12 protein-coding genes are annotated in these 14102 nt (G+C 50.5%); 9 read left to right on the forward strand and 3 right to left on the reverse strand.

The genetic code is table 11. From position 1 onward, the window contains the following. Positions 1-72: 72 nt before the first annotated feature. Together BZG78_RS07850 and BZG78_RS07855 are read left to right on the forward strand one after the other, a co-directional pair. Positions 73-1455 (forward strand): multicopper oxidase family protein, encoded by a 1383-nt coding sequence (locus BZG78_RS07850; RefSeq protein WP_077660907.1) that lies wholly within the window; start codon positions 73-75, stop codon positions 1453-1455. 224 nt (positions 1456-1679) lie between these two features. Next, positions 1680-2027, forward strand: a complete 348-nt coding sequence (locus tag BZG78_RS07855; protein WP_077460919.1) for a carboxymuconolactone decarboxylase family protein — start codon at positions 1680-1682, stop codon at positions 2025-2027. Positions 2028-2102: 75 nt separating this feature from the next. On the opposite strand, the gene gcvT is transcribed toward BZG78_RS07855, so the two are convergent. Both gcvT and BZG78_RS07865 read right to left on the reverse strand, forming a co-directional pair. Then, entirely contained in the window at positions 2103-3227 is a 1125-nt protein-coding gene (gene gcvT / locus BZG78_RS07860; RefSeq protein ID WP_077660868.1) for a glycine cleavage system aminomethyltransferase GcvT, read from the reverse strand. Between the two features lie 60 nt (positions 3228-3287). Beyond that, positions 3288-3890, reverse strand: coding sequence for an XRE family transcriptional regulator (locus tag BZG78_RS07865; protein WP_051109680.1), 603 nt, complete (start codon positions 3888-3890; stop codon positions 3288-3290). Between the two features lie 596 nt (positions 3891-4486). On the opposite strand from BZG78_RS07865, the gene BZG78_RS07870 reads away from it, so the two are divergent. The 6 genes from BZG78_RS07870 to BZG78_RS15315 all read left to right on the forward strand — a co-directional run bounded on the left by BZG78_RS07870 (position 4487) and on the right by BZG78_RS15315 (position 11443). Then, on the forward strand, positions 4487-5887 hold the full coding sequence (locus BZG78_RS07870; protein WP_077660869.1) for an L-serine ammonia-lyase: 1401 nt from the start codon (positions 4487-4489) through the stop codon (positions 5885-5887). A 26-nt stretch (positions 5888-5913) separates the two neighbouring features. Then, entirely contained in the window at positions 5914-7212 is a 1299-nt protein-coding gene (locus tag BZG78_RS07875; RefSeq protein ID WP_077460915.1) for a serine hydroxymethyltransferase, read from the forward strand. A 128-nt stretch (positions 7213-7340) separates the two neighbouring features. Then, positions 7341-7718, forward strand: coding sequence for a glycine cleavage system protein GcvH (gene gcvH / locus BZG78_RS07880; protein WP_077660870.1), 378 nt, complete (start codon positions 7341-7343; stop codon positions 7716-7718). Positions 7719-7733: 15 nt separating this feature from the next. After that, positions 7734-10598 (forward strand): aminomethyl-transferring glycine dehydrogenase, encoded by a 2865-nt coding sequence (gene gcvP / locus BZG78_RS07885; RefSeq protein ID WP_077660871.1) that lies wholly within the window; start codon positions 7734-7736, stop codon positions 10596-10598. Positions 10599-10790: 192 nt separating this feature from the next. Continuing rightward, complete coding sequence (locus BZG78_RS07890) at positions 10791-11198, forward strand: hypothetical protein (protein ID WP_077660872.1); 408 nt, start codon at positions 10791-10793, stop codon at positions 11196-11198. Between the two features lie 71 nt (positions 11199-11269). After that, a complete protein-coding gene (locus BZG78_RS15315) occupies positions 11270-11443 on the forward strand; it encodes a DUF6435 family protein (RefSeq protein WP_108743183.1) in 174 nt (57 codons plus the stop codon). Here the strand turns inward: BZG78_RS15315 and BZG78_RS07895 are convergent. Beyond that, positions 11440-13248, reverse strand: a complete 1809-nt coding sequence (locus BZG78_RS07895; RefSeq protein WP_077660873.1) for an ABC transporter transmembrane domain-containing protein — start codon at positions 13246-13248, stop codon at positions 11440-11442. The genes BZG78_RS15315 and BZG78_RS07895 overlap by 4 nt on opposite strands. 276 nt (positions 13249-13524) lie before the next feature. Here BZG78_RS07895 and BZG78_RS07900 point away from each other — a divergent pair, with 276 nt between their 5' ends. Then, the gene (locus BZG78_RS07900; RefSeq protein ID WP_021022964.1) at positions 13525-14007 is read left to right on the forward strand and encodes a DUF3015 domain-containing protein; all 483 of its coding nucleotides are present in this window, start codon (positions 13525-13527) and stop codon (positions 14005-14007) included. Positions 14008-14102 lie beyond the last annotated feature (95 nt).

Genomic DNA, 14102 nt, shown 5'->3' on the forward strand with positions numbered 1-14102 from the left:
CCTTGCGATACAATACCGCATGATTTTTGTGAGTATAAAGGGCGTTGTATGCATAAAGGACAAAAAGGATTGATGACGCAGGGTTGGTCTCGTCGTCGTTTTTTACAATCGACAGTGGCGATGGCTGCTATCTCAACTCTCCCCGCCTGCTCGCTGAGATCTGCCTCCCGACAAACCGGGCAGTGGGAATATCACCTAAGCGCTGAACCAGGTCTCGCGTCACTCGTGCCCGGTCATCAAACCGATGTATTGGCGTTTAACGGTAAGATTCCAGCGCCTACTATTCGTTGTCGGCAAGGCGAGCCAGTGACCATTCACTTCACGAATCATTTACACGAGCCGACGACAATTCATTGGCACGGACTGCGTATACCCATAGAAATGGATGGTGTCCCCTTCTTATCTCAAGCACCAATCCAACCGGGCGAAACCTTTACCTATCGCTTTACCCCCCCTGATGCCGGCACCTTTTGGTACCATCCGCACATGAACTCTGTGGTACAGCTGGGGAAGGGACTAGTCGGAGCCATCGTGGTCGAGGAAGCCACGCCGGTTGTGTTTGATGAAGAGCACACACTGACACTCAAACACTGGCACCTTGATCGTCAAGGCAACTGGAAAGATCTCGCTATCCCTCGCTACAGCGCACGCATGGGCACTCCCGGCGAGTGGGGCACCGTCAACGGCGTTCACCACCCTGAATACACACTGCAAGAAAATGCCACCACACGGTTACGTTTGGCAAACGTGGATAATACGCTCACCTATCCGATTCAAGTGCGCGGCGCAGAGGCTTGGATCATCGCCATTGATGGCAACCCTATCGCAACGCCTCAACGGTTAGAGGAGCATAAAATCGCCCCAGGGATGCGACTAGATATCGGCCTGATTGCACCGAAAGCGGGTAGAAAGATCGAAGTCATGTACATGAAAGGACGTTTCCCATTCTTGTTGACAAGCTTTACCACAACACCGTCAACCTTAACAGACAAGCCCCTGCCCGCTCTGCCACTCAACCCCGTTGCAAAACCAGATTTAGTGAATGCCGAAACCCGTCATTTTGTGTTTGAGTGGGCCGGCGCCATTACCCCTGCAGATAAACAAGGAAAAGGAAATCACGACTTTTGGCTGATGAATAAACGTGCCTGGGAGGGGATGAGCAAAGGAAATATTCCTGAGCCAATCGCAAAACTGGAACGAGGGAAGACCTATATTTTCGATTTAAAGAATGTGACCCAGTATCATCATCCGATTCATTTGCACGGCCACACCTTCACGGTGCTGGAAATAGATGGCAAGCCTGTGACGCCGTTCCATACTGATACCGTACTATTAGGTAAAAATGGCCACGCCAAGGCTGCCTTTGTGGCGGATAACCCAGGTCGTTGGATGTATCACTGCCATGTGATTGAGCATATGAAAACCGGTCTGATGGGGTTTGTAGAAGTGGTATAGCAATACGCAAAACATACTGAAAATAGAACGGCGAGCCTATGTGCTCGCCGTTCTTGTTTTGTGGTTTTTACGTTTCCCCTTTCATTCTATATGGATGTCTGTTTTTCCTTAACAAATGACAAGCTACGCTTTTAAGAGAGTGAATAAAGCTCGCAAAGTTTGATTGCATCTTACATGCAAAGATTATAAATTAGCATAATCTAAACAATAAGGAGCGATTGGGAATGAGTAAAAAAGACTACCAAGAGATTAACCAACAACAGTTAGCTCTCAACAAGCAATTTAAAGCACACAGCAGCGAGACACTGACTGCATTTGGCCAACTTCATCGCGCCGCAATGGCAGAAGGCGATCTCGATGTAAAAACAAAAGAATTGATTGCCTTAGGCATCGGGATTGCCGCGCGCTGTGATGGCTGTATCGGTGCACACGTCGCCGCCGCTTTAAAGCACGGCGCGACTAAGCAAGAATGCGTAGAAGCAATTAATGTTGCCATTGTGATGGGCGGCGGTCCGTCGTTGATTTACGGCTCTCAAGCACTGGAAGCCGTCGAGCAGTTGAGTGAGGCGTAACACTTAAAATAAACGACATTAAAAAAGCGCAGCCGCTGCCAACTGCGCTTCTTCATCTATATATAAGCCACCGATTTACCCGCGGTAATATCGCTGCGGCACAAACGGCATTTTTTCGACCGTCATAGGCAATTTCTTGCCACGCACTTCAGCGTATACCTCGGTGCCGGGGGCAATAAACTCAAACTCAGGTGGGAGGTAACCCATCGCCACGGGCATCCCTTTAGTAGGGCCAAAGGTGCCACTGGTCACGATGCCAATTTGGTTGTCGTCCGCATCAAACAGTTTACTTCCTTCACGGACCGGCGCTTTGCTTTGACCGACTAAACCAATCCGCTTCCGACTCACCGCTTTAGTCGCTATTTGATCCAAAATGATTTGCTCACCGGGAAAGCCACCTGCGCGCTCACCATCAGCGCGACGAACTTTACTGATTGCCCAGATTAAGGTTGCTTCAACCGGCGTAGTGGTGGTGTCCAAATCATGACCATACAGGCATAAGCCACACTCCAAACGCAATGAATCCCGCGCACCTAAGCCAATCCATTCTACTGCCTCATCATCGAGCAACGCTTTTGCCAACGACGCAGCATGCTCAGCCGGCACCGAAATCTCAAACCCATCTTCGCCAGTGTAACCTGAGCGACTCACCACACACTCAATGCCGTTGACCGTAATAGGCTGAATATCCATAAAGACCATCTCACTGACCTGCGGGTTAAAGGTCGCCAGCACCTCGGCCGCTTTTGGTCCTTGCAAGGCCAGCAAAGCACGATCGTCAACAACATCGACGGTCACATCCCCTTTAAGATTATCGCGCAAATGCTGAATATCCTGGGCTTTGCAGGCGGCATTGACCACCAAGAACAAGTGATCGCCTAAGTTCGCAATCATGAGATCATCAAGAATCCCACCTTGCTCATTGGTAAACACCGCATAGCGTTGTTTTCCTTTCGGTAAATCGACGACATCGACAGGCACCAATGTTTCGAGCGCTTTCGCGGCGTCATCACCATGGAGGCGAATTTGCCCCATATGAGACACATCAAATAATCCCGCCTGTTCGCGGCAATGCAAGTGCTCTTTGCGCACCCCTAGCGGATACTGGACTGGCATTTCATAGCCCGCAAAGGGAACCATTTTTGCCCCCATATCAAGGTGCAAGCCGTGTAACGGGGTGGTTAGTAACTCTGCCATCATTCTCTCCATATTGTGCCTGCGGGCATCATGCCCACGTGAAGCAAGGCGTTTGTGTGGTCATTAAGAAGCGGTCACCCATAAGATCAATGCATCGGCGTCACTCACTGACGCCAACATGTGTCCCATGGTGGCGTCGTAATACACGCTATCGCCCTCATTGAGAGTAATCGCTTCATAAAACTCAGAAAAAAATTGAATGCTACCTTCAAGTACCAGCAAAAATTCTTCGCCGTCATGTCGGATCCAATCACTGTAATCCTCAAAAGCACGCGCTCTTACTCGCGATTTAAACGGCATCATTTTTTTGTTGCTTAACTGTGTGGCCAGTAATTCATGCTCATAGGTGCCGGTGGGGTGCGCTTTGCCCTGGCCCGCAAACGTCACATCTCGCCTTCCCGTTGCCTGCCGCTTTTTTGGCGGAGCAAATAACTGCGGGATATCAATGTTCAACCCGTGCGCGAGTTTTTGCATGGCTTGAAAGGTGGGAGATATCTGCTCATTTTCAATTTTGGACAACGTGGAACGCGCCAAGCCAGTGCGCTGGCTTGCTTCTTCAAGCGTTAACCCTAACCCAACCCGTACGGCTTTTAAACGCGGGCCCAGCCGCAATGGCGCAATGGGTTCGCGTGCCTCCCCCTCATGTTGCGATCGTTCTACCTGCATTGAGGGGTACACATCCTGTGTTGATTGATTGGTTGTCACCTAATTGTCGCCCCTATCGGTTATCTCACAGTATGACGCTTTAACGCCTTAACATTTTTAACAAAAAAGTTTCCTATCGGAAAATAGTGATGCCATAAACGTGACATAGCAAGCGAATTGGCACAGGCACGCTACGCGCTCTCTTCATCCCCACCCCACCTCGTTTAAAATCAAATATCATAAAATCAATGCATTATATATCCACTCACGAATACTGTTCCACGTAATCACTGACGAAAAGCGATGTTTTCATCGACATGGATTTGCAATTTACCCTATCTTAAGATAAAAAGGCAAACGTTTGCGCTGCATTGGTTGAGAGAGAAAAGGTGAGGTTTTGTCTTCAGGATCACAACATAGGTTTCTTATTGGAAATTTATTTTGCGGAAAAGTGAACGCTTAGGTACGTTAACAAAATGTTTAAATTAATGGTAAAGCGCGAGAGCTCACCGCTTAACTGTTTGCTGTAACGTGAAGCAATGTCGGCAACACCCGTTGGCATGTAGGACAGTATAAATAATGATAAAAACGTACCTTACTGATCGAGGAGGCAGGCCATGAGTCACAGCATGTTTGACCTGTTCAAAATAGGCGTGGGGCCTTCAAGCTCACACACTGTCGGGCCCATGGTTGCCTGCGCACGTTTTTCGCAACTTGCGTCGCAAACGCTCGCGCTCGATATGATCCATCGTGTGACTGTCGATTTATACGGCTCTTTGGCGCTGACCGGAAAAGGACATGCCACGGATGTCGCTTGCGTGATGGGATTGATGGGCGAAATGCCCGCGACTATCGAATCAGATGAAATCGATACCATGACTAATATGGTTAAAAATGGTGGCGAACTGCCCTTTGCCGGCCGGCATTATATTCGATTTAACTGGGAGGCAGATATTGCCTTTCATTATGATCAGGTTCTCCCCGCGCATCCTAATGGCATGACTGTCAGCGCATATGATAAAGCCGGTGACTGCTTGACCAGCAAGACCTATTTCTCTGTCGGTGGCGGCTTTGTGGTCGAAGAGGGCGAAACGGATGCCTTGGCAACTAATTTCACGCCACCTTATCCATTTGATAGTGCGGCAACGCTGCTGGCGCAATGTGATCGAACCGGGATGAGTATTAGCGAATTGATGTTCACCAACGAAATTGCGCGCGCCCAGTATCATGACTCGGCAGCAACGCATGAAACCGTCAATCAAGGGCTCGACCATATATGGCAAGTGATGCGTGAGTGTATTGATCGCGGGGTTCAACAAGGCGGCGTGCTGCCAGGCGGTTTGAACATCAAGCGACGCGCCAAAGGCATGTACGAGGCCATTCATGACAAGCAAGCCCATGGATTACCGACAGATACCAATGATTGGGTCAACCTGTTTGCCATGGCAGTGAACGAAGAAAACGCCGCCGGTGGCCGAGTCGTCACCGCACCGACTAATGGTGCTGCCGGCGTGATCCCTGCAGTACTGGCGTATTACGATAAATTTGTATCGCCCAATAACCCTGAAGGCATCCGCACCTTTATGGCGACTTCCGCGGCTATCGGCTCTTTGTACAAGACCAATGCCTCGATTTCGGCAGCAGAAGTCGGTTGTCAGGGAGAGATTGGCGTGGCGTGTTCGATGGCAGCAGCCGGATTAGCCGCAGCCATGGGCGCAAGTAATCAACAAATTGAAAACGCGGCAGAAATCGGCATGGAGCATAACCTCGGCCTCACTTGTGATCCAATAGATGGCCTCGTACAAGTCCCTTGCATTGAGCGCAATACCATGGGTGCCGTGAAAGCGATTAACGCGACTCGGTTGGCAATGGGTGGTGACGGCCAACACCATGTCTCACTCGATAGCGTGATTAAAACCATGCACGAGACCGGCCTCGACATGATGAGCAAATATAAAGAAACCTCACAAGGTGGCCTCGCTACCAATGTGATCCCGATTAATGTTGTGGCCTGTTAGCCACCATCGCCAACAAGGAAAGCGAAATGAAACCGAGCTACCCGAATGTAGAATTGGAGCAGTTTTTCTCCACCAATTTATCGGAATCCGATGGTGCCGTGATGTCAGCCGTGCAAGCCGAACACAAACGCCAACAACAGCAAATCGAGCTTATCGCATCAGAAAACATCGTTTCGCAAGCGGTGATGCAAGCACAAGGCACTTGCTTGACCAATAAATACGCAGAAGGCTATCCAGGACGTCGCTATTATGGCGGCTGTGAGCATGTCGATGAAGTCGAAGCCATTGCTCAAGCCCGTGCCAAACAGCTGTTTAGCTGCGAGTTTGTAAACGTGCAGCCGCACTCTGGCGCACAAGCCAACGGTGCCGTGATGCTGGCACTGCTGCAACCTGGTGACACTATTTTGGGTATGTCACTGGATGCCGGAGGCCACCTTACTCACGGGGCACGCCCTGCGTTATCAGGCAAGTGGTTTAATGCCGTGCAATACGGTGTTAATCAAGAAACTCTAGAAATTGATTATGACGATGTCGCGGCTCTTGCGCGTGAACACCAACCTAAGATGATCATCGCCGGCGGCAGCGCTGTCCCACGCCCAATTGATTTTGCTCGCTTCCGCGCGATTGCCGATGAAGTAGGCGCATATCTGATGATCGATATGGCACACATTGCCGGTTTAGTGGCCACCGGCGCCCATCCATCGCCACTGCCGCATGCGCACGTGGTCACCACCACCACGCATAAAACCCTGCGTGGTCCACGCGGTGGCATGATCCTCACCAATCACGAGGACATCAATAAGAAGATCAACTCGGCCGTGTTCCCCGGCCTGCAAGGCGGTCCATTAATGCACGTGATTGCCGCGAAAGCCGTGGCATTTGGTGAGGCGCTAGAGCCTGAGTTTAAATTGTACATTGATCAAGTCGTTGCTAACGCCAAAGTACTGGCCGAGGTTCTACAAACGCGTGGCTGCGACATTGTCACGGGCGGCACCGACACTCATCTGATGTTGGTTGATTTGCGCCCGAAAGGTCTAAAAGGCAACCAAACCGAACAAGCACTCGAGCGCGCGGGGATCACTTGTAACAAGAACGGTATTCCATTCGACACCGAGAAGCCAATGATCACATCGGGGATTCGCCTCGGTACACCAGCCGGCACCAGCCGCGGCTTCGGCACCGAAGAATTCCGTCAAATCGGTGAATGGATTGGCGATGTATTAGATGCCTTAGTTGAGGAACCAGACGGCAACGCTGAGGTTGAAGCGCGGATTCGTAAACAAGTGCAACAGCTATGTGCCCGCTTCCCGCTTTATCGTCAATAAAGGCATAGCAATAAATATCCATATATCAATTACTTAGGATTATGAGGCGGTAAAATAGTATTTGCCTCAATTTACAATGTAAATTGCTCACAAATCGAGCAGTTCGTAATTTAGCAGGAGAGTAGCAAATGGACGCGACACTGAAGTATTCCGAAAGCCATGAGTGGGTCAAAGACAACGGCGATGGCACAGTCACCATGGGGATCACTGATCATGCCCAAGGCCTACTTGGCGATGTCGTGTTTGTCGATCTACCTGAGCTGGGTGACAGTACTGAAAAAGGTGAAAGCTTTTCTCTGGTGGAATCGGTAAAAGCCGCCTCTGATATCTATGCACCGGTTGATGGTGAAGTTGTCGCCATTAACGACGATTTAGAAGACAGCCCAGAGTTAGTTAATGACGAACCTTTTGAGGGCGGCTGGATTGCCAAGATTAAACTCGCTGACGACACCAACTTGGATCATCTGATGGATGCGGATGCTTATGCCGCCGCCATCGACGACTAATTCAGGACGAATATCATGACCAAAACGCGTTTACTCGATAGCTTAGTGGCTGATAACGATTTTATTGCTCGCCACAATGGACCGGATATCAAACAACAAGACGCTATGCTGGCGGCGATCAATGCCACCAGCCTTGAGCATGTGATTGAAGAAACCGTTCCTGCGGATATCCGTTTGCCGAAGCCGCTTAATCTGAGTGCGCCGAAAAGCGAAACCCAGATGCTGGCGGAACTGAGCGACATAGCTACGCAAAATACGATAAAGCGTAGCTTGATTGGCCAAGGTTACTACCACACTCATACCCCACCGCCTATTTTACGTAATGTGCTGGAAAACCCTGGCTGGTATACCGCTTATACGCCTTATCAGCCCGAGATCTCGCAAGGCCGATTAGAATCCTTACTGAACTTCCAGCAAATGGTAATGGACTTAACGAGGATGGATTTGGCCAACGCGTCGCTGCTCGACGAAGCCACTGCCGCGGCGGAAGCCATGACCCTGTGTAAGCGTGGCGGCAAGCACAAAGGCAACGCCTTTTTTGTCGCCAGCGATGTGCACCCACAAACCTTGGATGTGATTAAAACGCGTGCCAACTTCTTAGGTTTTGACATCATTGTTGATGACACGGACAAGCTGGATCAGCACGATGTATTTGGTGCCCTACTCCAATACCCCGGCACCACCGGCGAAGTGCGCGATCTCAGTGCGCTTATCGCAGAAGCACAAAGCAAGAAGACGCTGGTCGCGGTTGCTACCGATCTGCTTTCACTCACTTTGCTTAAAGCGCCGGGTGAAATGGGCGCGGATGTAGTGATTGGGTCGGCACAACGCTTTGGGGTGCCTATGGGTTACGGGGGCCCACACGCCGCCTTTATGGCGACACGCGACAAGCTCAAGCGCACCATGCCAGGCCGAGTGATTGGCGTATCGGTCGATAGCAAAGGCAACCAAGCCCTGCGCATGGCGATGCAAACGCGTGAGCAACATATTCGCCGTGAAAAAGCGACTTCCAATATTTGTACCGCTCAAACCTTGCTGGCCAACATGGCTGCTTTTTACGCGGTGTATCACGGTCCAGAAGGCTTAAAGAAAATTGCTCGCCGCGTGCATCACCTCGCCGCGCTGTTCGCCAAATCGGTACAAGCAGCCGGGTTGAGCCTCGCGCACGATAGCTTCTTTGATACCGTGACGTTTAACACGGGCGAGCAAACCGATGCCTTGTACCAACAAGCGCAAGATGCTGGTTTTAACTTGCGTAAACTGGATGGCCAGCTCGGCGTGAGCTTTGATGAAGCGAGCACGCTGGCAGAAGTCAATCAATTGCTTACCGCACTCACCGGTCAAGGCGATGCGGATGCCGTGGCGAGCGACATTGAAGCCGATGAATTTGCCGCGATCCCTGCCACATGCCGCCGCAGTAGCGCGTACCTAACGCACCCTGTCTTTAACCGCTATCACAGTGAAACCAAGCTGATGCGCTATATGAAGGCGTTAGAAAACAAAGACTTTTCCCTCACCCACGGCATGATCCCGCTCGGTAGCTGTACCATGAAGCTCAACGCTGCGGCCGAGATGATCCCTGTCACCTGGCCAGAGTTTGGCGCCCTGCACCCGTTTGTGCCGTTGGAGCAAGCCAAAGGCTATCAAACACTGGGCAAATCACTGCGTGACATGCTGTGTGAAATCACCGGCTACGACGAGATATCCATGCAGCCCAACTCAGGCGCGCAAGGGGAGTATGCGGGCTTAATTGCGATTCAGCGCTACCATGAAAGCCGTGGTGACAGTCACCGCAACGTGTGCTTGATCCCAAGCTCCGCCCACGGTACCAACCCTGCCTCCGCAGCCATGGTCTCAATGAAAGTGGTTGTAGTTGGCTGTGATGACGATGGCAACATCGACATTGATGATCTGAAAGCCAAGATCGATAAACACCGCGATGCGCTCTCGTGCATAATGATCACCTACCCATCGACACATGGTGTGTACGAAGAAACCGTGCAGCAAGTGTGCGAGCTGGTGCACGAGGCAGGTGGCCAAGTTTACTTAGACGGCGCCAACATGAATGCGCAAGTGGGGCTGACCACACCGGGTTATATTGGCTCAGACGTCTCGCACCTCAACCTGCACAAAACCTTCTGTATTCCCCACGGTGGCGGCGGCCCAGGTATGGGACCGATTGGCGTGAAATCGCACCTTGCGCCTTTCCTTCCCGGTCATGTGGAGCAAGGCGACGAATTTGCCGTCTCGGCTGCACCTATGGGTAGCGCCTCGATTCTTCCTATTTCATGGGCGTACATTGCGATGATGGGTGAACAAGGCCTGACGCGCGCGACCGAGTTGGCGATTCTCAGTGCCAACTATGTGATGGAACGTTTGCGTCCTTACTACCCTGTGCTTTATCGCGGCAAAAATGGACGCATTGCGCACGAATGTATTATCGATATTCGTCCGCTCAAAGAGGCATCCGGCATCAGCGAAGAAGACATTGCTAAACGCTTGATGGATTATGGCTTCCACGCGCCGACCATGTCGTTCCCGGTCGCGGGTACGCTGATGGTTGAGCCGACCGAAAGTGAAAGCCAAGAGGAATTGGATCGCTTCTGTGATGCCATGATTGCCATCCGCGAGGAAATTGCCAAGGTGCAAGACGGTGAATGGACGCTGGAAGACAACCCATTGGTCAATGCGCCTCACACCCAAGCGGATCTGATGGCAGACGAGTGGTCTCACGCCTATTCACGTGAGTTGGCTTGCTTCCCATCTGCCCATAATAAGGCAAGCAAATACTGGCCATCGGTCAACCGTGTCGATAATGTCTACGGCGACCGTAACTTGATTTGTTCTTGCCCTAGCATTGAAAACTATATGGATGAGTAATCCATTCCGCTCGCGGAAAGAGTGATGTTAAAGGCGAGCCGCTCGGCTCGCCTTTTTTATGAATGGCTTTCTCTGGGCAAACGTTGACATAAGGGTATGAACTTTTAAATGTCGCTGACAAACGCTTGACAGATTGTTCTCCGAACACCGCTACATTCTGTGCCATCTGAAAAAGCAGTATTAAGGCACACTATGAAACCTATCGCTCTCGGTCTCCTGCTCGCACTTGGTCTCACCACTCAAGCGGTGGCGCAAGAAAAAACCAGCATCTCGGCGGGTCTCGCCGTTGATCAACAACTAAGCGCTGTACTGGAAATCGACGATCAATACCGTTTTACCCTCGGCAATGATGGCACCGCATTTGATTATCTTTTTCAACAAGGCACTTTTGATAACCTCGATGTCCCGGTTGATTGGTATGTAGGCGCCGGTGGCTGGGCGGAGTGGGACGACGACTATGGCGTTCGTTTACCGATAGGATTAGATTGGGAAATCACCAAACAGATCAGTGCCTACGGCCAAGTCCATCCAGAGCTTAACTTCCACGGCGGTCCAGAGTTGCAACTTGGCGGCGCGCTGGGCGTGACGTATTCATTCTAGTCATAGCAAGCGGTCATCTAAGTGGAGGTTAACGTCGTACTGAGAGCAGTCACCATCTATAAGGATCCACTATGCTCTCGTTTCTAAAACCGAACCCGGTTAAAAAGCTAAAAAAGCAGTACGACGCCAAACAACAACAAGCCTTTGAAGCTCAACGCAATGGCGATATCAGAGGTTACTCACTACTCACCGAAGAAGCGGAAAAGATTGACCAACAGATTAAAGCCTTGGAAAACAAGGCTTAGTGACTTGAAGAAGGGTTAAATTGCCGTTTTACCAAGCGCTGATATAAAGGGCAGCGTGCCAACAACTCGGTATGACTGCCCACATCCACCAACTTACCTTGATCCATCACCACAATGCGATCAGCATGTTGAATGGTCGACAATCGATGAGCAATAATCAAGGTCGTTCTATTGCGCATCAAGGTGGCCAATCCTTGTTGTACCGCATGCTCACTTTCACTATCCAGCGCGCTGGTGGCTTCATCGAGCAATAAAATCCGTGGGTCCTTGAGAATTGCGCGGGCAATCGCAATTCGCTGCCGTTGGCCGCCCGAAAGCCGCACACCACGCTCGCCCAAAAAGCTGTGATAGCCGTCCGGTAATTGCTGAATAAAGCCGTCAGCGTGCGCTTGAACTGCCGCCTCTTTCACCGCTTGCTCACTGGCGTCTGGCCTGCCGTAGCGGATGTTTCCTATCACATTATCGCTAAACAATGCCGGTTGCTGCGGCACCAATGCCATTTGTTGGCGCAAGGCTTGCGGGGACAAGCGGCGAATATCTTGTCCTCCCAGTGTAATCGCACCCGACTGCGGATCGTAGAAGCGTTGTAGTAACTCAAAGACCGTCGTTTTTCCGGCCCCCGACGGCCCCACTAACGCCACGACTTCACCAGGCTGAATAGCAAGGTTCAGCGTATCAATCGCCGGTTGATGAGGACGCGTGGGATAATGGAAATGCACCGCTTCAAAACGAATATCATTGCTCAAAGTTTGAGGGTCTATTAGCGCGGTGATTGGCGTACGAATATGGCTTTGCACGTGTAAAAGTTCTACCAAGCGCTCTGTCGCGCCAGCCGCGCGCTGCAACTCCCCCAGCACTTCCGACAAAGTGGCCATGGAAGAGGCTACCATGATGGCGAAAAATACAAAGGCACCCAGATCCCCTGCTGACATAGTACCTTGAATCACATCACGACCACCGACCCATAACATGCCAGTAATGGCGCTAAATACAATCACGATCACGCCGGAAATAAGAATGGCTCGTTGTTTCACGCGCTCGCGTCCGATGAGATAGGCACGCTCCACTTCTTGCCCAAATGCAGCTTTGGCGTGATCTTCTACCGCAAAGCTTTGCACGGTTTTAATATTGGCGATCGCTTCACCGGCATAGCTGCCTACATCCGCCATCGAATCTTGGCTTTGCCGCGACAATGCCCGCACGCGACGGCCATAGATAAGTATTGGCACCAAAATAAAAGGCACGGAGGCCAGCACAATTAAGGTCAGTTTAATATTGGTGGCAAACAGCATGATGATAGCGCCCACACACAGCAACGCACTGCGCATCGCCATGGAAAAAGAGGAGCCGATGATGTTTTGCAGCAAGCTGGTATCTGTGGTGATCCGCGACATAATTTCGCCGCTGCCGTGGGTTTCAAAATAACTCGGATGCAGATCAATCACATGATCAAACACCGCTTGGCGAATATCGGCACTGACCCGCTCACCTACCGATGACACCAGATAGAACCGGAAAAAGGTGCCGATCGCGATTAATACCGTGATCAGCAAAATAAACTGTACCGCATTGCCCAACTCAACCAGTGATTGCTGTGCAAAGCCTTGGTCGATCAAAAGCCGAACGCCGTGTCCGACCGAGAGTGTTAATGATGCGGTAAAAACCAAAGCCAGCAATGCCGCGCTCACTTGCCAACGGTAAGGGCGGATAAACGCAATAAGCTCCCACAATATAGTCAGGTTTTTACTGTTGCGATTCACGGCAGATTGTTTCGATGAGGTATCCGTTGCGGTTTGATTTGCCATAAGCTCACTCAATGCTGTCCTTGCATGTTAGCGTGTTATTGCCTGACGAACATTCCTATTATGAATGCTTTGGCCACTATAAGCTGTTATCGCTCGCTATTTCTCTTTCTTTGAGCAGCTAATCCCACGTTTGCAAAGGTGTCGTTGAAATTATACAAAACAGTCAATATAATCATCACACCAAATTTTTAGGGTTTTCCTGCCTAATAATCTCACCTTTGAGAAGCTATTATGAGGTAAACTCTAGTTGCAACACTTTTAATCAAAAGGATTACCATGAAAAAATTTATCGCTATTGCTGCACTTGCTACCCTTCCACTCTCTGGCGCGGCATTGGCAGATTCAGATATCGGCTGTGGTCTCGGCACAATGGTATTTGATGGTCAACAAGGAAAGGTTTACAAAGTACTCGGCGCGACCACAAACGGCACATCTGGTAACCAAACCTTTGGTATCACCTTTGGTACGCTAGGCTGTGATGGCACAGGCACCATTGATTCGCAGCAGAAGCTAGCCATGTTCATTGACGGAAACATGGACAACCTAGCGCGTGATATCGCACGCGGCGAAGGCGAAACGTTGGCAACGCTTTCTGAAGTTTGGGGCATCAAAGATGCAGACAAAGCAGCATTTAACGACGTTGCTAAGCAAAACTTTGCATCGATCGTAACCTCTGATCAAGTCACTTCACAAGAAGTACTGACCAACCTAAATACTGTTGTAGCGCAAAACGAGCAGCTTTCAACGTATAAAATTTAAGCGGTATAACGCTTGACGGTTATCCGCCAAACAGTGGCGGTTATTAAGTACGAAAGTGCCCTACTTGGGCACTTTCATGTTTCTGGACGTGAATC

It is taken from the genome of Salinivibrio sp. MA351, from assembly GCF_001996065.1.
Taxonomy (GTDB): domain Bacteria; phylum Pseudomonadota; class Gammaproteobacteria; order Enterobacterales; family Vibrionaceae; genus Salinivibrio; species Salinivibrio costicola.